The sequence below is a fragment of the Mycobacterium sp. IS-1742 genome (genome assembly GCF_001500125.1).
GTDB lineage: Bacteria > Actinomycetota > Actinomycetes > Mycobacteriales > Mycobacteriaceae > Mycobacterium.
Map to the genome: position 1 here is coordinate 1 of NZ_LQIV01000041.1, position 20988 is coordinate 20988.

Annotated in this window: 17 protein-coding genes; 9 read left to right on the forward strand and 8 right to left on the reverse strand. The window is 70.4% G+C overall.

What is annotated here, in order from left to right; all coding sequences use genetic code 11:
- The 4 genes from AU196_RS19305 to trmB all read right to left on the reverse strand — a co-directional run.
- On the reverse strand, window positions 1-665 hold a 665-nt coding region (locus tag AU196_RS19305; protein ID WP_157546512.1), incomplete at its 3' end, for a DUF222 domain-containing protein.
- Window positions 666-785: 120 nt separating this feature from the next.
- Entirely contained in the window at window positions 786-4076 is a 3291-nt protein-coding gene (locus tag AU196_RS19310) for an MMPL family transporter (protein ID WP_059096682.1), read from the reverse strand.
- A 46-nt stretch (window positions 4077-4122) separates the two neighbouring features.
- Window positions 4123-4791, reverse strand: coding sequence for an NYN domain-containing protein (locus tag AU196_RS19315; RefSeq protein WP_231737657.1), 669 nt, complete (start codon window positions 4789-4791; stop codon window positions 4123-4125).
- A 14-nt stretch (window positions 4792-4805) separates the two neighbouring features.
- Window positions 4806-5633, reverse strand: coding sequence for a tRNA (guanosine(46)-N7)-methyltransferase TrmB (gene trmB / locus AU196_RS19320; RefSeq protein ID WP_059096684.1), 828 nt, complete (start codon window positions 5631-5633; stop codon window positions 4806-4808).
- A 154-nt stretch (window positions 5634-5787) separates the two neighbouring features.
- On the opposite strand from trmB, the gene AU196_RS19325 reads away from it, so the two are divergent.
- From AU196_RS19325 to AU196_RS19345, 5 genes are all read left to right on the forward strand, one after another.
- The gene (locus AU196_RS19325; RefSeq protein WP_231737650.1) at window positions 5788-6753 is read left to right on the forward strand and encodes a hypothetical protein; all 966 of its coding nucleotides are present in this window, start codon (window positions 5788-5790) and stop codon (window positions 6751-6753) included.
- The gene (locus tag AU196_RS19330) at window positions 6750-8243 is read left to right on the forward strand and encodes a hypothetical protein (protein WP_059096686.1); all 1494 of its coding nucleotides are present in this window, start codon (window positions 6750-6752) and stop codon (window positions 8241-8243) included. The genes AU196_RS19325 and AU196_RS19330 overlap by 4 nt, the downstream gene beginning before the upstream one ends.
- Window positions 8244-8441: 198 nt before the next feature.
- Window positions 8442-10262, forward strand: coding sequence for a phosphoenolpyruvate carboxykinase (GTP) (locus tag AU196_RS19335; protein ID WP_059096899.1), 1821 nt, complete (start codon window positions 8442-8444; stop codon window positions 10260-10262).
- Between the two features lie 147 nt (window positions 10263-10409).
- Window positions 10410-11960 (forward strand): fatty-acid--CoA ligase FadD4, encoded by a 1551-nt coding sequence (fadD4, locus tag AU196_RS19340; RefSeq protein WP_059096687.1) that lies wholly within the window; start codon window positions 10410-10412, stop codon window positions 11958-11960.
- Entirely contained in the window at window positions 11957-12844 is an 888-nt protein-coding gene (locus AU196_RS19345) for an enoyl-CoA hydratase/isomerase family protein (RefSeq protein ID WP_059096688.1), read from the forward strand. Before fadD4 ends, AU196_RS19345 begins: the two co-directional genes overlap by 4 nt.
- A 153-nt stretch (window positions 12845-12997) precedes the next feature.
- On the opposite strand, the gene AU196_RS19350 is transcribed toward AU196_RS19345, so the two are convergent.
- On the reverse strand, window positions 12998-13729 hold the full coding sequence (locus AU196_RS19350) for an SDR family oxidoreductase (RefSeq protein ID WP_059096689.1): 732 nt from the start codon (window positions 13727-13729) through the stop codon (window positions 12998-13000).
- A 101-nt stretch (window positions 13730-13830) separates the two neighbouring features.
- Between AU196_RS19350 and AU196_RS19355 the strand changes: the two genes are divergently transcribed.
- On the forward strand, window positions 13831-14655 hold the full coding sequence (locus AU196_RS19355) for a helix-turn-helix transcriptional regulator (protein ID WP_197415846.1): 825 nt from the start codon (window positions 13831-13833) through the stop codon (window positions 14653-14655).
- Window positions 14656-14662: 7 nt separating this feature from the next.
- On the opposite strand, the gene AU196_RS19360 is transcribed toward AU196_RS19355, so the two are convergent.
- Entirely contained in the window at window positions 14663-15400 is a 738-nt protein-coding gene (locus AU196_RS19360) for a GntR family transcriptional regulator (protein ID WP_082695796.1), read from the reverse strand.
- 9 nt (window positions 15401-15409) lie between these two features.
- Window positions 15410-16567 (reverse strand): acyl-CoA dehydrogenase family protein, encoded by a 1158-nt coding sequence (locus AU196_RS19365; protein WP_059096692.1) that lies wholly within the window; start codon window positions 16565-16567, stop codon window positions 15410-15412.
- Between the two features lie 65 nt (window positions 16568-16632).
- Here AU196_RS19365 and AU196_RS19370 point away from each other — a divergent pair, with 65 nt between their 5' ends.
- From AU196_RS19370 to AU196_RS19380, 3 genes are all read left to right on the forward strand, one after another.
- Entirely contained in the window at window positions 16633-17631 is a 999-nt protein-coding gene (locus AU196_RS19370) for a hotdog family protein (RefSeq protein WP_082695797.1), read from the forward strand.
- 95 nt (window positions 17632-17726) lie between these two features.
- Window positions 17727-18830: a CoA transferase gene (locus AU196_RS19375; RefSeq protein ID WP_059096694.1), complete on the forward strand. Its 1104-nt coding sequence runs from the start codon at window positions 17727-17729 to the stop codon at window positions 18828-18830.
- Window positions 18824-20119 (forward strand): amidohydrolase family protein, encoded by a 1296-nt coding sequence (locus tag AU196_RS19380; protein ID WP_059096695.1) that lies wholly within the window; start codon window positions 18824-18826, stop codon window positions 20117-20119. The genes AU196_RS19375 and AU196_RS19380 overlap by 7 nt, the downstream gene beginning before the upstream one ends.
- On the opposite strand, the gene AU196_RS19385 is transcribed toward AU196_RS19380, so the two are convergent.
- On the reverse strand, window positions 20089-20961 hold the full coding sequence (locus AU196_RS19385) for a potassium channel family protein (protein ID WP_059096696.1): 873 nt from the start codon (window positions 20959-20961) through the stop codon (window positions 20089-20091). The two genes, AU196_RS19380 and AU196_RS19385, sit on opposite strands and share 31 nt — an antisense overlap.
- Window positions 20962-20988: the final 27 nt, after the last annotated feature.

Sequence of the window (20988 nt, forward strand, 5' to 3'; positions counted from 1 at the left end):
ATGACATCCCACAGGGCGCGGGCTTCGGGGGTGAGCCAGCCTTCGATGCGGCTCATCCCGTCGGCCTGCTGGCGGCCGACCCGGAGCTCGCGGCGGCGTCGCAGGGTCTGGTGGTTGGGTTCGGTGCCGTCCTGGTCGATGAACCCCAGCAGGGTCTCGGCGACCTGCTTGAACTGATCCGGACGCAACTCGATCGCGTGGCCGACCAGATCGCGTTCGTAGTCGTCACGGCGCGCGGCCGACACCCAGACCGGCAGCTTCCGGATGAAGTCCTGGATGACCCGCACATGCGCAACCCCGATCTCGCCACGCGTCACCGCTTCCGCGGTATGCGCCAACTCGGTCTGCACGCGTTCCCCGTGAATCGTGTAGCGGGGACCCAACTGGGCGGCGTCGGTGATCCGGTTGCGGGCGTCGGTGGGGGTGATGCGCAGGTGGTTGGCCAACACCTCCCGGATCGAGGTGGCGCCCAAAGCGTGGGGGTCGGCGCCGATCAGGCGTGCGGTCAGCCGGTGCTCCACGGCCGGCACCGCCCAGACGGCTTGTTTGATGCGGTCGAGTTCGGCCACCACCTGCGGATCGGTCAGGTCGTCAAGCGAGGCGGTGTGCAGGTCGGCGACCGCCGCCCGCAGACGGTCGACCGCTGCGCTGAAGCCCCCATCCATGTCTCGAACATTAGTTCGAGGGTCCGACAAAGCCTGCCGCTGCGTGACGGCTGAACCAGTGTGGTGCAGGAGGTTTGCCCACCCGGCGCGACGACTTCCGCGCCGGGGTCGAGTGAGCAGCTACATCCGGCCCTCGCGGCGCAACAGGTCCGCCGCGCTCATGCCGCCGCCACGGCGCTTCTGCTCCTCCGGAGCGTTGAGCTTCTCCGTCGACTCGGGATCCTGCTGTGCCGGGATCTTCGTCGTCGCGTCACTGTCCTCCGGCTGGGCCGGCCGCTGCACCGGGATCGCCGTCGTGGGCTCGTTGCCCTCGGGTTCGGGCTTCGGTCCACCGGCCCGCATGGCCGTCGTCGACTCGGCCGACGGCTGCGGGGGCCGGGGCGGCCGGGGCGGCTGGCCGCCACCGGGACCCGACGGGCCGCCCGGACCCGCGGGGCCGCCGCGCAGCTCACCGAGCCAGGACTCGATCTCGCGTTCCTCGCGCTTCGGCGCCGGACCGGTCGGCCGCGGAGCCCGCTGCGTGGTCGCGGTGTTGACCGCACCGCGCACCGCGTTCTTCGCCATCGAGAACCGCGTGGTCGGCGGCTCCTGCCCGGACGCGGGCCGGTTGGTCGGGATCCGGCTCGTGCCGGCGACCGAGGGACCGTTCAGGCGCGGCGGACCCGGGGGGATGCGGGTCGGTCCGACCCGGCCCTCGATACCGGGATGCGTCGGATCGTGCGGGGGACGCGGCCGCGGCGGTACCGGAGCGCCGGCGCCGACGAGGGCCTGATCGTCCGCGGGGTCGCGGACGGCGGGCCGTTTGCGCTCGTCCGGCAGTTCGGTCTCGCCGAGACCGAGCCGCTCCTGCAGTCGCTTCATCCAGCGCGGCGCCCACCAGCAGTCGTCACCGAGCATCTTCATGATGGCTGGCACCAGGAACATCCGGATGATCGTCGCGTCCAGCAGCAAGGCCAACAGCAGGCCGAACGCGAGGTACTTCATCATCACCAGATCGGAGAACACGAACGCGCCGGCGACCACGGCCAGCACCAGCGCGGCGCCGGTGATCAAGCGGCCCGTGGTGGCCGTGCCGACCCGGATGGCCTCCGCCGTGGACAGCCCGCGTTCACGGGCCTCCACCATGCGGGACACCAGGAACACCTCGTAGTCGGTGGACAGACCCCAGATGACCGCGATGATCAGGCCGATCATCGGCGCCATCAGCGGCTGCGGCGTGTAGTTCATCAGCCCGGATCCGTGCCCGTCGACGAACATCCACGTCAGGATGCCCATCGTCGAGCCCAGGGTCAGCGCGCTCATCAACGCGGCCTTGATCGGCAGCACCAGCGAGCCGAACGCCAGGAACATCAGGATCGTGGTCGTGACGATCAGGATCGTGACCATCAACGGCAACCGGTCGAACAGGCTGTGGATGCTGTCCTGTTCGAGCGCCGGGGTGCCGCCGACCCACACGGAGACCCCGCGCGGTGGGGACAGGGCCCGCAACTCGTCGATCTTCTGGGCGGCGTCGTTGCGGTTCTCCAGACCGTTCTGGATCACCCGGACCGACGGGTCCTTGGAGCCGCCCTCCTGGACCGACCGCTCCTGCCACATCTTCGACGGATCGTTCTCCGGATCGATGAAGCCGTTGATCGACATGGCCTTGGCGCGCATGTCGGCCACCTGCTGGTCGGTGACCGGCTCACCGTTGTCGTTCTTGAGCACGATCGTCAGCGGCTCGGTGCGGAAGCCGGGGAAGCTGCGGTCGAAGTCCTCCTGCGCCTGCCGGACCGAGTTGTCCGGGGGCAGGTACTTCTCGCTGATGCCGCCCAGGGACAGCTGTCCCAGCGGGATGACCAGCAGGATCATCACGATGATGATCGGGAAGGCGAAGGCGCCGGGGCGCTTCATTACGCGGGTGACGAGCTTGCCCCAGAATCCGCGCTCCACCTCGGCGCGGGTCTTGGTCTTCTGGGTCTTGTCCGACAGCCAGTTCAGCCACCACACGATGGGGCGACGAGCCAGTGGCACGTACCGCGCGAGGGCGAGGCCGAAGGTGACGATGACGAGGAACAGCACGATGCCGAGCAACATGCCGTAGACGCCGCTGCCGATGACGTCGTCGTTCCGCAACGCGGTGATGCCGTAGGCCATGGCGCCGTAGAGCGCCGTGTAGCCGAGGACCAGGCCGATCAGGGCCAAGTGGGCGCCCTGCTCACCCGTCTGCTTGATGCGTCTGCGGGCGATGTGGCCGAGCGCGATGCCCACGGGCGGCACCAGCAGCCCCAGCGGAATCGACGCGATGGCGAAGGTGTTGGTCTTCTGCACCGCCGGGTCCGACGCGATCGGGTCCGGTTGGGCGAACTTGATCAGCGTCCGGACGCCCAGCGCGTCGACCCTCGGCCCGAGGATGGCCAGGGCGGCGGCCAGCACCGTGATCGACAGGATCGCCGCCAGCATGACCGAGGCGATGATCGCGTAGGTGATCGACTTGAGGAAGCCCTGCGGGAACAGCAGCAGCGGGACCGACGAGGCGACCAGGATCACCGCGGAGAACATCACCGTGCGGCCGGAGGTCATCACCGTGCGGCGTATCGCCGCCTCGGTGTCGTACCCCTCGGCGAGCTCCTCGCGGAACCGGCTCACCATGAACAAGCCGTAGTCGACGGCGATGCCGAGGCCCATGAGCGTCACCACCGGCTGGGCGAAGAAGTGCACCGGGATGAACTCGGCGGCCAGGCGCATGATGCCCAGCGCGCCTGCGATGGTGAGGCCGCCGATCAGGCCCGGCAGCGCGGCGGCGATGACGCCACCGAAGACGAAGAACAGAACCACGCAGACCAGCGGGATGGCGGCGACCTCGGCGCGCTTCTGGTCCTCGCCGATGCTGCCGGTGAGCTCGCTGGCCAGCGGGTTGAGGCCGGCCAGCTGGATGTCGCCGTCGTTGATCTCCTGCAGGGCGGGTTCGACGACCTGGTAGTTCTTCAGGATCTCGTCGTCGGTCTCGCCCTTGAGCGGGATGCTGACGAAGGTCTTCGACAGATCCTCGGTCTTCATCTGCTGCACGGTCTCGCTGGCGGCGTCGGGTGCGCGCAGCCAGCCGACCCAGCTGACCACCTGGTCCGGATGGTCGGAGACGAAGCTGTCGAGCTGGCCCACGACTTCGCGCTGCCACTCCGGGTTGTCGACCTTCTCGCCGTCCGGCGGGGTCAGGATCGCCACGACGTGGCTCGTGCGGTCGCGGCCGTACACCTCGTCGCCGGCGACGGAGGCCTGCACCGACTGGCTGCCCTCGTCGTAGAACCCGCTCTGCGTGACGTGGTTACCGAGACTGATCCCGTAGATGCCGCCGCCGAGGCACAGCGCCACCATGACACCGATCACTATGTACCGATATCGGTATACGTTTCGACCCCACCAGGCGAACACGTAAGCTCCTTACCAATTCATGTCGACCGCGCTGTGGCCACAGTTGTCACACACGCGAGGTCAGCAGCGCGGACAGCGGCCGGAACGGCTGCAGCCATGCTCCCTGCTCAGGCAGCGAATCGAGTCCGATCCGCGGCAACGGCTCCCGGAAAACACCAGGAATGTCTTCCAGATCGACGAACTCCAAGGTATCCGACGCTAGCGCCCAGCTCGCATGTTCGCGAAATCCGAGCACCTGCACGGGGATCCCCTCGCGGGCGATCTCTTCCAGCGGCAACCGGAACGCCTGACCGTCAGCCGAGGCGACCAGCACGGCGGCCAGCCCCTCGCGGCGGCGCAGCGCGATGTGGTCCAGCATGTCGCTGTCCACGTCGCTGTCCTCGTCGATCTTGGGTTTGGCGAAGACCGCGAAACCCACGTTGCGCAGCGCCTCCACCCAGGGCCGGACGACGTCGGCGCTGCCGGGGGCGATGTTGGTGAACACCGTCGCCTCGGGTTCGAGGGTGACGTCCTCGCGGCCGGCGGACAGGTCCGCCGTGCGGGCGAGCAGCCAGCGACCCAGCGCGTCGAACCGCGGCCGGTGCGCCGCGGTCGGCCTGCCTCCGATGATCGAGCCGAGACCCATGTCGAGGTTCGGCGCGTCCCACACGAGCAGGACGCGCTGCGTGCCGGCGGGCGGACCTGCGGGCGGCGGTGGCGGTGCGACCTGCGGGATGTCCTCGGTGACGCTCACGGCGCCTTCTCCCAGAGAAGTTCGGTGACGTCGGGACCTGCCAGGGCCTTGCGCTCGTACTTGGTGACCGGCCGCTGTGTGGAGATCGGCAGGTCGGCGCCGGCGCTGACCCTGCGCAGGAGCGGTTCGGCGTCACCCACCTCGGCGATCTGCTCGGCGTAGCCGGAGTGGTCGGTGGCCGCGTGCAGGATGCCGCCGGGCCGCAACCGGTCGGCGATCAGCGCCACGGTCGACGGCTGCAGCAGCCGGCGTTTGTGGTGGCGGGCCTTCGGCCAGGGATCGGGGAAGAACACCCGGACGCCGGTCAGCGAGCCGCTCGCGAGCATGTGCTCGAGCACGTCGACGCCGTCACCGCGGATCATCCTGATGTTGCGGACCCCGGCCCGGTCGATGCCGGTGAGCAGCTGGGCGAGGCCGCGCCGGTACACCTCCACCGCGATGACGTCGATGTCCGGCTCGTCCTGCGCCATCGCCAGCGTCGAGGTGCCAGTGCCCGAACCGATCTCCAGCACCAGCGGGGCGGTCCGGCCGAACCACGCCGTGGTGTCGAGCAGCGCCGCGGGCCGGCCGTCGTCGTCGCGGGCCTCGGTGCCCAGCTCGGGCCACCGCCGCTCCCAGGTCTCCTGCTGCCCACCGGACAGCGCCGAACGCCGCGACCGGAAGCTGGTCACCCGGCGGTGGCGGTGCGGTGAGGGAGAGTCGTCCCCGGCCGGGTCATGGGCCGGTTCACCGGCGGTGTGAAGCGCCGGCCCGCCGGCGGTGTCGAGCGGCGGCCCACCGGAGCTGTCCGACTCGCGCGCGTGCATCCGTCCATGGTGTCTCATCGGTGATGGACCACCCCCATCGTGGTACAGATTGATACCCAACAGTTGCCTTCGGCTGGTATGCCAAACATCCGCAAGTGAGGCGCCCCGACGGATGCCACGATTTCCCCGGGACCCGAAAGCCGTGACGGGTCGACAGAGGGAGGGTGCGGCCATGTTCGCTTTCGTCGACGTGCTGACACGCTTCGCGCAGGAGTACGGGGACACCGCGGTGTCGGCGCTGGCCGCCAGGGCGGGGGCGCCGCTGCGGATCGCGGTCAGCGGCCGCGCCGGGGTGGGTCGCACCACGCTGACCCGCGCGCTGACCGGTGCGGGGCGTCGCGCCTCTCTCGCCGGTGACGGTCGCGTCGGTCACCCGGACGTCGTGGTGGTGGTCGTCGCGGAAGCGGTCAAACCGGAGGACGTGTCGTCGGTCGCGGCGTGGCGCGGCGCGGCCGTGCCCGTGCTGGTGGTGCGCAACAAGGCCGACCTCGCGGGGCCGATCCCGCCCGGTCCACTGCGGCGCCTGCTCGCCGGGACGCCGGTGGAGCCCGCGGTCGCGCTGCTGGCCGACGTCCGCCTCGACACCGGCGACCTGAGTGCGCTGCGGACGCTGATCGAGCACCCGGCCGATCTGCGCTCGCCGGACGCCTTCCTCGACGGCGCCCACCCACTGCCTCGCGAGGCGCGCCTGCGTCTGCTGCGCACCCTCGACCGGCGCGGCATCGCGTACGCGGTGCGCGCGCTCCGGGACGGCGCCGACCCGCGGGACCTGCCCGCGCTGCTGCGCGAACTGAGCGGGATCGACCGGGTGCTCGGCCGCGTCGACGCCCTCACCGCACCGGTGCGGTACCGCCGGGTGCGCTCCGCGGTCACGGAACTGCAGGGCCGCGCCGCCGGCGACGAGCGGGTGGCGGAGTTCCTGGCCGGCAACGACGTGGTCCTCGCGGTGATGACCGCGGCGGTCGACGTCGTGCAGGCGGCGGGACTGGAGGTCGACCGCGGCGACGATGCCGCCGCGCACCTGCGCCGGGCGGTGCGGTGGCGCGGCTACAGCCGCGGCCCGGTCGGCCCGCTGCACCGCGCGTGCGGCGCCGACATCTGTCGTGGCTCGCTCCGACTGTTCGAGCGTCGCCGGTGACCGCTGCCCCCGACCCGGTCGCGGCCGCGGACGCCGTGGTCACCGCCGTGGACCCCGCCCTGAGTTCGCCGGGGGTGCGCCGCAGCGACGCCGTCCTGGTCACCGGTCCATGGCTGGCCGGGGTCAGCAGCCTGATCGCGGTTCTGCGCGCCCGCCTGCCGGAGGTGTCGTTCGTCGAGGCCGACGAACTGCCCCCAGGCGCCGCACCGCTGGCCGTGGTGTTCGCCGTCTCGGCGGTGTCCGCGCTGGCCGACTCCGACTGCGAACTGCTCGACCTGGCGGCCGAGCACACCGACTGCGTGATCGGCGTGGTCACCAAGATCGACGTCCACCTCGACTGGCGTGAGGTGCTGGCCGCCGACCGCGACCGGCTCGCCGCGCACCGCCCGCGCTACGCCGGACTGCCGTGGGTCGGGGTGGCGGCCGCCCCCGAAGACGGCGACCCTGCGGTCGACGATCTGGTCGTGCTGCTGCGCGGGATCCTCGGCAACACCGAGGTGGTGCGTCGAAATCGCTTGCGAGCGTGGGAGAGTCAACTCGAGAAGGTGATCGCGCGCCATCGTGCCGACGGTGACGGCGCCGACCGTCAGGCGCGGGTGTCGGCGTTGCGGTCCCAGCGCGACGAGATCCGCCGCGAACGACGGCTGGAGAAGTCGCAGCGCACGATCGCGCTGCGAAGTCAGATCCAGCAGGCCCGCGTGCAGTTGGCGTACTTCGCGCGCAACCGCTGCGCGTCGGTGCGCGGCGAACTGCAGGAGGACATCGCCGAACTCGGCCGACGGCGGCTCACGGGCTTCGAGGACGTCGTGCGCGGGCGCGCCGCCGAGGTGATGGCCGAGGTCGACGACGGCATCACCACCCACCTCGCCGCCGTCTCCGCCGACCTGCACCTGGACCCGGCGCCGCCGCCCACCGAGCCGGTCGCCGCACCCGACTTCGCCGGGCCGCCGCTGCGGGGCCGTCGCCTGGAGACACGGCTGATGATGCTGTTGGGGACCGGCTTCGGGCTCGGGGTCGCCCTCGCGGTGAGCCGCCTGTTCACCGGGGTGGCCCCGGGCCTGGCGGTCGCCGGCGTGCTCGCCGGTGCGGCGGCCGGTCTGGCGGTCGCGTTGTGGGTGGTCGGCATCCGCGGCCTGCTGCACGACCGCGGTGTCCTGGACCGCTGGGTCGCCGACGTCACCGCGACGCTGCTGTCGGCGGCCGAGGAGGCGGTCGCCACCCGGGTGCTGGCCGCCGAGGCGGCGCTGACCGCCGAGCTGGCCGCCGTGGAAGAGGCCGACGCCGATTCCGCCGCCGTACGGATCGCCGACATCGACGCCGAGCTGCGGGAGCACGCGGCCGCCACGGCCCGCGCCGCGGCCGTGCGAGACCGTCGGCTGCCGGGCTTGCTGCGCGTCCTGGAGGCCGTCCGCGCCGAGTTGTACGACAAATCACCCGACGAATTCACCGATGCGAGCGAACGAAATTCCGGAAAATCCGTCGGTTACTGATCGGTACGTGCGTTATTTGCTTTTCTGAATCGTTCCTGTGAGTCATCGGACATAGATCCGAATTCCTTCGGGTATGTCACCCACGTTAACCTCGGGAACAAGGGACGACCGTGATCGCCGTTGATCTCGTTCTTCGGCGTCATCGTGGGCCTGCGTCCTGGCGGAACCTAGTGCAGGAAGATGCAGGAGAATCACAGTATGACTTCAGCCACCATTCCGGGTCTGGACACCGCTCCGACGAAACACGAAGGACTGCTGGCCTGGGTTCGGGAGGTCGCCGAACTGACCCAACCCGATCGTGTGGTGTTCGCCGACGGTTCCGAGGAGGAGTGCGCACGACTGACCCAGCAGCTGGTCGATGCGGGCACCTTCAAGAAGCTCAACGACGAGAAGAAGCCGAACTCCTACCTCGCGCTGTCCGATCCGTCGGACGTGGCTCGGGTGGAGTCGCGCACCTACATCTGCACCGAGCGCGAGGTCGACGCCGGTCCGACCAACAACTGGATGGACCCGGCCGAGATGCGCGGCATCATGACCGACCTGTACCGCGGGTCCATGCGCGGCCGGACCATGTACGTCGTCCCGTTCTGCATGGGGCCGCTCGACGCCGAGGATCCCAAGCTGGGCGTCGAGATCACCGACTCCGAGTACGTCGTCATCTCGATGCGGACCATGACCCGCATGGGGCAGGCCGCCTTGGACAAGCTGGGCACCGACGGGTTCTTCGTCAAGGCGCTGCACTCCGTCGGCGCCCCGCTCGAGGCCGGCCAGCAGGACGTGCCGTGGCCCTGCAACGACACGAAGTACATCACCCACTTCCCTGAGACCCGCGAGATCTGGAGCTACGGGTCGGGTTACGGCGGCAACGCGCTGCTGGGCAAGAAGTGCTACTCGCTGCGGATCGCCTCGGCGATGGCGCACGACGAGGGCTGGCTCGCCGAGCACATGCTGATCCTCAAGCTGATCTCGCCGGAGGACAAGGCGTACTTCGTCGCCGCGGCGTTCCCGTCGGCGTGCGGTAAGACCAACCTGGCGATGCTGCAGCCGACCATCCCCGGCTGGCGCGCCGAGACCGTCGGCGACGACATCGCCTGGATGCGGTTCGGCAAGGACGGCCGGCTCTACGCCACCAACCCCGAGTTCGGGTTCTTCGGCGTCGCGCCGGGCACGAACTGGGACTCCAACCCGAACGCGATGAAGACCATCGCCGCGGGCAACACCGTGTTCACCAACGTCGCGCTGACCGACGACGGCGACGTGTGGTGGGAGGGCCTGGAGGGCGAGCCCGACCACCTGATCGACTGGAAGGGCAACGACTACATCCTGCGGGAGACCGAGACCAAGGCGGCGCACCCGAATTCGCGGTACTGCACGCCGATCTCGCAGTGCCCGACGCTGGCGCCGGAGTGGGACGACCCGCAGGGCGTGCCGATCTCGGCGATCCTGTTCGGCGGTCGCCGTAAGACGACGGTCCCGCTGATCACCGAGGCGCGCGACTGGCAGCACGGCGTGTTCATCGGCGCCACTCTCGGCTCGGAGCAGACCGCCGCCGCCGAGGGCAAGGTCGGCACCGTCCGTCGCGACCCGATGGCGATGCTGCCGTTCCTCGGCTACAACGTGGGCGACTACTTCCAGCACTGGATCAACATCGGCAAGCAGGCCGACGAGTCGAAGCTGCCGAAGGTGTTCTTCGTCAACTGGTTCCGCCGCGGCGACGACGGGCGATTCCTGTGGCCGGGCTTCGGTGAGAACAGCCGCGTGCTCAAGTGGGCCATCGAGCGCATCGAGCACAGGGCCGACGGTCGCAGCACCCCCATCGGCATCGTGCCGACGGCCCAGGACCTCGACCTCGAGGGCCTCGACGTCGACCCGGCGGACGTGGACGCCGCGCTCGAGGTCAAGCCCGAGGAGTGGCGTGAGGAACTGCCGCTGATCGAGGAGTGGTTCGAGTTCGTCGGCGAGAAGCTGCCCACGGGTATCCGCGACGAGTTCGACGCCCTCAAGCACCGCCTGGCGTAGTTTTTTTCACCGCGAGCGTGCGTGTCGGATCATCGACACGCCGCTCGCGGTGTGTTTTCTGCGCACGTTCGCGCTCGTCGACGGGTGTGCTCGCTGCCACAGTCGGGCTCTTGACACCTGTCAATTCACCCCTAGTACAGTCAGCACATGCAGATCCGTGACACCGCCGTCGCCACCCCCGACAAGCCCGCCGTCATCATGTATCCCGCCGGGACCGTCGTGACGTTCGGTGAGCTCGAGGCGCGGGCGAACCGGTTGGCGCACCTGTTCCGCGATGCCGGCCTGGTCGAGGGCGACGCCGTCGCGATCCTGATGGAGAACAACGAGCACATGCACGCGGTGATGTGGGCCGCGCGCCGCGCCGGGCTGTACTACGTGCCGATCAACACCCATCTCACCGCGCCCGAGGTGGCCTACATCGTCGACAACAGCGGCGCCAAGGCGATCGTGGGGTCGGCGAAGCTCGCCGAGACCCTGAGCGGACTCGGCGCCGAACTCCCGCACGGCCTGCCGTCCGTCCTGCTGATCGTCGGAGCCGATTCGTCGGCGACGGGTGCCTCCGCCGGCGAACTCGACGGCTGGCAGAGCTACCCCGAGTGCGTGGCCGACAAGCCGGACACCCCGATCGCCGACGAGATCGAAGGCGATCTGCTGCAGTACTCCTCCGGCACCACCGGACGCCCGAAGGGGATCAAACGCGAACTACCGCACGTCCCGCCCTCGGAGTCGCCCGGGATGATGGCCGCGCTGGTCGAGTTCTGGATGCACCCCGGCGCGGTGTACCTCAGCCCCGCCCCGCTGTACCACACCGCGCCGTCGGTGTGGTCGATGCAGACGCAGGCCGGCGGTATCACCACCGTGGTGATGGAGAAGTTCGACGCCGAGGGCGCGCTCGACGCCATCGCCAAACACAAGGTGACCCATGGTCAGTTCGTGCCGGTGATGTTCACCCGGATGCTGAAACTCCCGGAGGAGGTGCGCACCTCCTATGACGTGTCGAGCCTGGAACGGGTCATGCACGCGGCGGCTCCGTGTCCGGTGGAGATCAAGAAACAGATGATCGACTGGTGGGGCCCGATCATCGACGAGTACTACGCCTCCTCGGAGGCGCACGGTTCCACGCTCATCACCGCCGAGGAGTGGCTGACGCACCCCGGCTCGGTCGGCAGGCCGCTGACCGGCGTCCTCCACATCGTCGGGGAGGACGGCAGCGAGCTGCCGCCGGGGCAGGCCGGTGAGATCTACTTCGAGGGCGGCTACGACTTCGAGTACCTCAACGATCCGGAGAAGACCGCCTCGTCACGGCATCCGCTCGGCTGGAAGACCGTGGGCGACATCGGATTCCTGGATGAGGAGGGCTATCTGTACCTCACCGACCGGCGCCACCACATGATCATCTCCGGCGGGGTGAACATCTATCCGCAGGAGGCCGAGAACATGCTGGTGACCCATCCCAAGGTGATGGACGCCGCGGTGTTCGGTGTCCCCGACGACGAGATGGGTCAGAGCGTCAAGGCCGTGGTCCAGACCGTCGACCCCGCCGACGCCACCGATGCCTTCGCCGAGGAACTGATCGCCTGGCTGCGGGATCGGCTCGCGCACTACAAATGCCCGCGTTCGCTGTCGTTCGAGCCGCAGCTGCCCCGCACCGACACGGGCAAGCTCTACAAGCAGGAGCTGATAAACAAGTACTCGTGAGCGATCTGGTCGAACTGGGCGGTGGCATCCGCGTCGCCGTCGAAACCCCCTGCGACGACGCCTCGTTCACGCTGACCGAGGCGCCGTCCGACGACCGGCGCGTGGTCACGGTCGCCTCGGTGGCCGACACGCTGGCCGAACTCGACGAGCGCTGCCGTCGGTGGCCGCAGGCCGCGGCCGTGTGCGACGACGTGCTGAGGGCCTTCGATCCCGCGCGGTCCACGTTCGCCGGCGTGATCACCGAATCGCTGGCCTACTCGACGCTGCAGTCGGGGCGGGAGTTCGCCCGCTGGCTCGCCGAACGCGGCCCGGCCCGGGTGCCGGAGACACCGGATCCCGTTGTGATGGCACGCCACGACGGACGCCTGACCATTCGCTTCAACCGGCCCGGCCGCCACAACGCCTTCTCGACCCGCGCCCGCGCCGCACTGCTCGAGGCCCTCGAGGTGGCCCGCCTCGATCCCTCGGTCGAGGAGGTGGTGCTCGGCGGTGTCGGCCGATCCTTCTGCAGCGGAGGCGATCTCGCCGAGTTCGGCAGCTTCGAGGATCCGGCCTCGGCCCACCTCGCCCGGACCCGGCACAGCCCGGCGCTGGTGCTCGACGAGGTGGCGGCACGTCTCGGCCGCAGTTGCCGCGCACACGTGCACGGTCAGGTGCTGGGCAGCGGATTGGAGATGGCGGCCTTCTGCGGGTGGCTCGTCAGCGCCCCCGACGCGGTGTTCGGCCTCCCGGAACTGGCCCTCGGCCTGATCCCCGGCGCGGGCGGCACGGTCAGCATCACCCGCCGCATCGGACGGTGGCGCACCGGCTACCTGGTGCTCTCCGGGCGCACGATCGATCCGGCGACCGCACTGCGCTGGGGCTTGATCGACGCCGTCGAGTGACGGATACGGGGCGAGGAGCGCCCGGGGGGATGGGCGCTCCTCGCGTTCCGGGGAGGGTCGGTACCGACCCGTCCGCAAGTATCTAAACGGGTGTGGACCCGTTTTGGTTCCGATGGCAGTGATTTGTTGATCGAACGGAAACCGCCACCGCAGTCAGCGCTGGCGCGCCGGCCGCACGATCACCTCGTTGACGTCGACGTCGTCGGGTTCTCCGACCGCGTAGGCGACGGCACGGGCGATCGCCTCCGGCGGGATCGCGGCCGCGCGGTACGCCCGCATCGCCTCGGCGGCGCCCGGGTCGGTGATGGTGTCCGCGAGCTCGGATTCGACCACCCCGGGTGAGACGGTCGTGACGCGGATCGAGGGGTCGGACTCCTGCCGCAGCCCCTCGGTGATCGCCCATGCGGCGTACTTGGTCGCGCTGTAGACCGCGGACGTCGGCACCACCTCGTGGGCGCCGATCGACGCCACGGTGACGAAGTGTCCGCCGCCGAGCCGGTGGAAGTGCGGCAGGGCCGCGGCGATGCCGTGCAGCAGACCACGGACGTTGACGTCGATCATCGCGTCCCACTGGTCGACCAGCAGGGCGTCCAGACGCGAGAGGGGCATGATCCCGGCGTTGTTGACGATGACGTCGATGCGGCCGTGGGTCTCCACGGCGCCGTCGACGAAGGCCGCCGTGTCGGCGCGGTCGGTGACGTCGAGCCGACGCACCGACAGGCTGCCGTGCTCGAGATCGGCGGTGTTGTCGGCGAGTTCGCGCAGGCGGTCCTCCCGGCGCGCGCCCGCGACCACGTGGTGGCCGGCGCGGGCGAGGTGGGTGGCGACGGCGGCGCCGATGCCGCTGCTGGCTCCGGTGACGAGGATGATCTTCGAATCGGTCATGGATCCCAGCTTCGGGCGGTGCGCGGCGCGCAACCAGGTTGCGGTCTGCCTGGGTGCGCCACACCCAGGCAGACGCCGCGGCGCGCCCCTATCGTGGGGACATGTCCGATCTGGGTGACTATCTGCGCAGCCGGCGGGCGCAGGTGCAGCCCGCCGACGCGGGACTGGTGTCGACGGGCACCAGGCGGGTGCCCGGGCTGCGCCGCGAAGAGGTGGCGTGGCTGGCCGGGCTCAGTGTGGACTACTACGTGCGGTTGGAGCAGGGCCGGGAGCGTTCGCCGTCGGCATCGGTCCTCGACGCCCTCGCCGCGGCACTGCGCCTCGACCACGACGGCCACCGGCACCTCTTCCGGTTGGCCGGTCTGGCGCCGCGGCTGGAGACCGTGACGACCTCCGAGCGGGTCGACCCGGCGCTGCTGAGGTTGATGACGGCCTGGCCGGACAACCCCGCCCTGGTCTACAACCGGGCCTACGACGTCCTGGCGGCGAACCCGTTGGCGCACGCGCTGTTCGGCGACTTCGGATCCGGCGGCAACCTGATGCTGCTGGTGTTCGGGGAGCCCCGAGCACGCGAGTTCTACGTCGACTGGCAGGACGTCGCCGACAACGCCGTCGCCGGATTCCGGTTGAACCACACTGCGGCGCCCGCGGATACACGCGTCCGGGCGGTGCTCGCCGAACTGCTGACCCACAGCGCCGAGTTCCGCACTCTTTGGGAGCGGCACGATGCCCGCGGTAAGTCGTTGACGCGCAAGGTGTTCCGACATTCAGACGTCGGGGTGCTCGAGCTGACGATGCAGACGTTCGACGTGCGGTCCGCGCCCGGCCAGGAACTGGTGGTGTACGACGCCGAACCCGGCAGCCCGAGTGCCGATGCGCTCGCACTTCTCGGCAGCATCGCCGCCACCGCCGCGGCCGCCGAGTGATCTCGCGTCAGCTCGAGCGGCGCAACGTCACCCGGTAGGTGTACTGCTCGGGAAGGAAGTGGCTGACCGACAACTCGACCGGCCGGTCCGCCTCGTCGGAGTAGAGCCGGTCGACGCGCAGCATCGGGTGCCCCGGGGCGCAGCCGACCGCATCGGCGACCGCCTGGTCGGCCGTTGCGACCGTGATCGACTGCGCTGCTTGGGCGATCGGTGCGGTGAGGTGCGGTTCGAGCAGCCCGATGACGGTGTGCGTGCTCACCGCACCGGTTCTGAGCGCCTCGTCACCATCGACGTGACCGGCGACGTCGGGCGGCAGGTGCACGGTCGTCGACACGAATGGCACGCCGTGGCCGGGCGGTCCGTGCAGCCGGCGGAAGACCACCGTGTGCACAATGTCGTCGTCGAGGCGCAGCCGGCTCGCGGCCTGGACGTCGACGCACCGACCGAGCCCGCGCACCACCTCCATCGTGGTGTCCTGGGACAGGCTCATCAGATCCTCGATGGAGCCCAGTTGACGCAGATAGCGGCCGGTCTCGCGGGCGTAGGTGCCCCGCCCCGGAACCCGGTACACCACCCCCTCGGCCACCAGGTCCTGGAAGGCCCGCCGCACCGTCTGACGCGAAAGGCCGTGCCGGGCGACGAGTTCGGACTCGGTGGGCAGCCGGACGCCGCCGCGGTAGCGGCCCGCGGCGATGTCGCGGCGCAGCTGGTCGCGCAGCGCCCGGTAGGCCGGCTCGGCTTTGATCGCAGGCTCCTAGATCCCGCCCCTGGCCACCAGCTGGGCGGCGATCACGTTGCGCTGGATCTCGTTGGTGCCCTCGCCGACGATCATCAACGGGGCGTCTCGGAAGTAGCGTTCGACGTCGTACTCGGTGGAGTAGCCGTAGCCGCCGTGGATGCGAACGGCGTTGAGCGCGATCTCCATCGCGACCTCGGAGGCGAAGAGCTTGGCCATCCCGGCCTCCATGTCGGCGCGCTCCCCGCTGTCGTAGCGTTCGGCGGCATAGCGGGTCAGCTGCCGGGCGGCGGTCAGCTTGGTCGCCATGTCCGCGAGGTAGTTGCCGATCGACTGGTGCTTCCAGATCGGTTGTCCGAAGCTCTCGCGCTCCTGGGCGTAGCGCAGCGCATCCTCGAGCGCGGCCGTGGCCACCCCCAGAGCGCGTGAGGCGACCTGGATGCGGCCGGTCTCCAGTCCCTTCATCATCTGCGCGAAACCCCGGCCGGGTTCCCCGCCGAGGATCGCCGACGCGGGCACCCGGCAGTCGTCGAAGACGAGCTCACAGCTCTCGACGCCCTTGTAGCCGAGTTTGGGGAGGTCGCGCGACACCGACAGCCCGGTCGAGCCCTGGTCGACGAGCACCACCGAGATGCCCCTGTGCCGCGGCGTGGCGGCCGGGTCGGTCTTGCACAACAGCGCGATCAGTCCGGACCGGCGGGCGTTGCTGATCCAGGTCTTCGACCCGTTGATGACCAGGCCGCCGCCCTCCGAGGGCGCCGCGGTGGTGGTCATGTTCTGCAGATCGGATCCGCCGCCCGGTTCGGTGAGCGCCATCGTCGCCCGGATCTCGCCGGTGGCCATACCGGGCAGGTAGGTGCGTTTCTGTTCCTCGGTGCCGAACAGCGTCAGCAGTTTGGCGACGACGGTGTGCCCGCCCATCGCACCCGCCAGGCTCATCCAGCCGCGGGACAGCTCCTGGGTGACCTCGACGTAGCAGGGCGTCGACACGGGAGAGCCGCCGTACTCCTCGGGGATCGCCAGGCCGTAGATGCCGATGCGCTTCATCTGCTCGATCCACGCCTCGGGGTAGTCGTTGGCGTGCTCGACGTCGCGCACGGTGGGTTTGACGTCGCGGTCCACGAACGTGCGGACCGTGTCGACCAGCATGGTCTCTTCTTCGCTCAACCGGCTCATGGATCCCCTCGTAAATGTACGGCCATATTGACACAGCGAACCGAGCACTGCCAGCATGTGCGGCTGTGACTTTGTACGGCCATATCGCCGGGGGGCCCTACTTCGACGACCTCACGCACGGGCAGGTGTTCGATTCGGCGCCGACGATGACGCTGTCGGCGGGGGCCGCCGCGGTGCACCAGTCGATCCTCGGCGACCGCCTGCGGCTGGCGCTCGACGCCGAACTCGCCGCCGCGGTCACCGGTGCGACCGCCCCGTTGGCCCATCCGGGCCTGGTGTGCGACGTGGCGATCGGCCAGTCGACGCTGGTGACCCAGCGGGTCAGGGCGAACCTGTTCTACCGCGGGCTGGCGTTCCACCGCTATCCGGTCCTGGGCGACAGCCTGTTCACCCGCACCGAGGTCGTCGGGCTGAAGCAGAACTCAGCGAAACCGGGCCGCGCGCCGACGGGGTTGGCGGCGTTGCGGATGACCACCGTCGACCAGCTCGGCCGGCTGGTGCTCGACTTCCACCGCTGCGCGATGCTGCCCCTGCGCGACGGCGCCCCCGACACCGGCCACGCCGACGACCTGTCGGCCATCGGCGCGGACACCCCGACACCCGATCCGGCAGCGGACTGGGACGCGCTGGCCTACCGGACGCGCGTGCCGTCCTCGTCGTTCGACGCCGGGCTGGTCGGCACGGCCCTGCGCAGCACCGCCGACGTGGTCAGCAGCGCGCCGGAGCTGGCCCGGCTCACCCTCAACATCGCTGCCACACACCACGATTCGCGTGTCGGCGGCGGCAGGCGGCTGGTCTACGGCGGGCACACCATCGGGCTGGCGCTGGCGCAGGCGACGCGCCTGCTGCCCGATCTCGTGACCGTGCTGGCGTGGGAATCGTGCGATCACACCGGCCCGGTGTACGAGGGCGACACGCTCTACAGCGCCCTGCACGTCGAGGGCGCCAGGCCGCTGCCCGGCGGGCGTGGCGAGGTTCTGGACCTGCGGTCGCTGGTGTACGCCGTCGACGACCCGGCGGACCGCCCCGCACTGGACTGGAAGTTCTCGGCGCTCCACTTTTGAGCGCGAGCAGACAGAGAATCGCGTGCTGGCCACCGGTTTCGCGCGATTCTGCGTCTGCTCGCGGGGTGCCGCAAGCCGCGCGGGACAATGGAGCGGTGAGTGTATTCGCGATCCCGGCCGCGGTGCTCACGCACGCCACCCGCACCGCCGAGGCGCTGCCGGTCGAGGTCGACATCCCGGAACTGCTGACGGGGCGCGCCGCACTGCTCGGCCTGCCCGCACCCGGGCTGATCTCGGCGGGTGGAGCGTCCCGGCTGATGCGGGCGCGCGACGGGTGGTGTGCGCTCACGCTGTCCCGGCCCGACGACGTCGCCGCGGTCCCCGCCCTCGTCGAGGCCGACGGCCTCGGCCCAGACCCCTGGCGGGCGGTGGGCGACTGGGTGGCCACCCGGTCCGCGGACACCGCCGTCGAGCGGGCCCGTCTGCTCGGCATGCCCGCGGCCGTGCTCGCCGAGACGGCCCCGGCGCAGCCTGTCGTCACCCGGATCGCCGCCCCGGCCCCGCCGCGTCCGTGGGCCGATCTGCTGGTGGTCGAGCTCGCGTCGATGTGGGCCGGACCGCTGCTCGGCCGGGTGCTCGCCCGGGCGGGGGCGGCCGTCGTCAAGGTGGAGAGCCCGTCCCGCCCGGACGGCACCCGCGGCGGCGCACCCGAGTTCTTCGACTGGATGAACAGCGGAAAACACTGCATCACCGTCGATTTCGACCAGACCTCGGAGCTGTCGAGTCTGCTCGCGGCGGCGGATGTGGTGATCGAGGGATCCCGGCCCGCCGCATTGGCGCGGCGCGGTCTGGGACCGCACACCGCCCCGTCGCCCGACGGCCGGATGTGGGTGCGCATCACCGGCCACGGCGCCACCGGGCCGGGTGCGCAGTGGGTGGCGTTCGGCGACGACGCCGCCGTGGCGGGCGGTCTGGTCGGCGGGTCCGACTCCGGACCGGTCTTCGTCGGTGACGCGATCGCCGATCCGCTCACCGGTCTGGCGGCTGCGCACGCGGTGACCGAGTCGCTGCGCCGCGGCGGCGGCGAACTCATCGAGGTCTCGATGGCGGCGGTCGCGGCGAACCACGCTGCGCTGGCCGACACCGGTGTCGTCGAGGTGCCCGCCTGCCGTCCCCGTCCGTCAAAGCCCGCGCCGGGTCTGGGCGCCGACAATGCCGCGGTTCGCCGCTTACTCGAAAGCCGCGCAGCCACATGTTGATTCAGCGTGCCACCCTGCTCGACGGGTCACGCGCGGACATCCGGGTGACGGAGCGCGTCGACGAGGTCGCCGCGAGCCTGACGCCGGCGCGAGGTGAGACGCTGCTCGACGCGCAAGGCGCCACGGTGATCCCGGGCCTGCACGATCACCACGTCCACCTGCACGCCGCCGCGGCCGCGTTCGACTCGGTGCGGGTCGGACCCCCTGACGTGCGGGACCGCCACGGACTGGCGCGGGCACTGCGGGGCGCGGTACCCGGCGACGACGGCTGGATCCGTGCGGTGGGCTACCACGAGGCGGTGGCGGGATTCCTGGACCGGGCGCTGCTCGACGAACTGAACCCGGCGGTGCCGGTGCGTGTGCAGCACCGGAGCGGGGTGATGTGGACGCTGAACTCCGCGGGGCTCGAACGCCTCGGCCGAAGCGGTCACCCCGACGGCAGGCTGCTCAGCGCGGACCCGCGGTGGGGCGCCGAGCTCGGGCGCCGGACCGTCCCCCTCGGTGAGCTCAGCAGGCGGCTCGCATGCCGCGGCGTCACCGGATTCACCGATGCCACACCCGATCTCGATGTCGGCGCGGTGGGGCAGTGGAGTGGGGAGATCGTGCAGCGCCTGCACGTCCTGGCGCCGGGTAAGCGGATCCTGCACGACGACAAACTCGACCTCGACGAGCTCACGTCGTGGATCGCCGGCCGCCACGGCGACGGCGTCCCGGTCGCGGTGCACTGCGTCACCGCCGCCCAACTCGTCGTCACGCTCGCCGCGCTGCGGTCGGCCGGTGTGCACCCGCGCGACCGGATCGAACATGCCGCCGTGGTGCCCGACGACTGTGTCGCCGATCTGGCGGGCCTCGGCGTGACGGTGGTGACCCAACCCAACTTCGTCGCCGAGCGCGGCGATCAGTACCGCACCGACGTCCCGGCGGGGGAACACCACGAACTGTGGCGCGTGGCAACACTTCTCGATGCCGGGGTCCGGGTGGCCTTCTCGACCGACACCCCGTTCGGTGACGGCGACCCGTGGGCGGCCATGAGGGCGGCCGTGCGTCGCCGAACGCCGTCCGGGGACACCCTCGCCCCGCACGAATGTGTCGACGCAGCAACGGCTCTCGACCTGTTCCTGGGGTCCGCCGAGCACCCCGCGACACCGCGTACCGTCGCGCCGGGCGAACCGGGTGACCTGTGTGTCGTGGAGGGCTCCCCGCGCGATGTGCTCGCCGACCTCGACGGAGATCGGGTGCGGGCGACGATCGTCACCGGTCAGCTGGTATGGCGGTGGTCCACCGCGTAAGCCGCGACGACGGCATCCGTGTCACCGCCGAGCTGCAGGAACTCCTGATCGAGCAGTTCGGCGAGGCTGTCGACGGCGATCTTCATCAGCCGCCCCGCCGTGCGGACGGTATCCCGTTCGCCGGCCATCGCCTCGGCGGCGAGCTGGGTCGCGTACTCCAGTGAAGCCGCCAGGGACGCATCGGTTTCCAGGTCGCGGAAGTAGTAGGTGGCGCTGTACTGGGTGAAGTCGTTCCGCGCTTCGACGATGCCTGCCGCCAGCGAGGTGAGGACCTCGATGGGGACACTGTCGATCGGCAGCACAGGATCGCCGTCGCGCGCCCGCCGCAGTGTCGACAGCTGCAGTGCCAGCACGCGGCGGCGGTGTAGCGCCGGGTAGATCTCGAGCACCCACGACACGGCCGCGGTGAGCAGCATGAAGCCGAAGAGCGCCTCGACGGGGGCGGCGAGCCGCAGCGTCACCGACGTCGGGACGACATCGCCGAAGCCGAGCGTGCCGATGGTCACCAGCGACAGGTACAGCGAGTCGACGAGGTCGTGCCGCTCATTCGGATTCAGCTCCGTGCCGTACGCGAACCCTTCGGGCATCTGCGCCCAGTAGATGAGCGTCCAGCCGGCGACGGCGATGACACCCCAGGCGAGCACGACCATGGCGATGCCGAGCGGCCCGGTCAGCGAGGCGATCCGGCGCTGAGCGGGTAGGAGACCGAGCAGCCGCCAGATCAGCTTCATCACCATCGGCGCGATACTGCCGTGACCGATCGGATGGAACAGCGTGTGGAAGACGTCCCGCACGATGACGGCGACGAGCGCGATGCCGGCCACCGTGGCTGTCCACTCCATATACGGCGTCTCTCCTACGGCCCGACG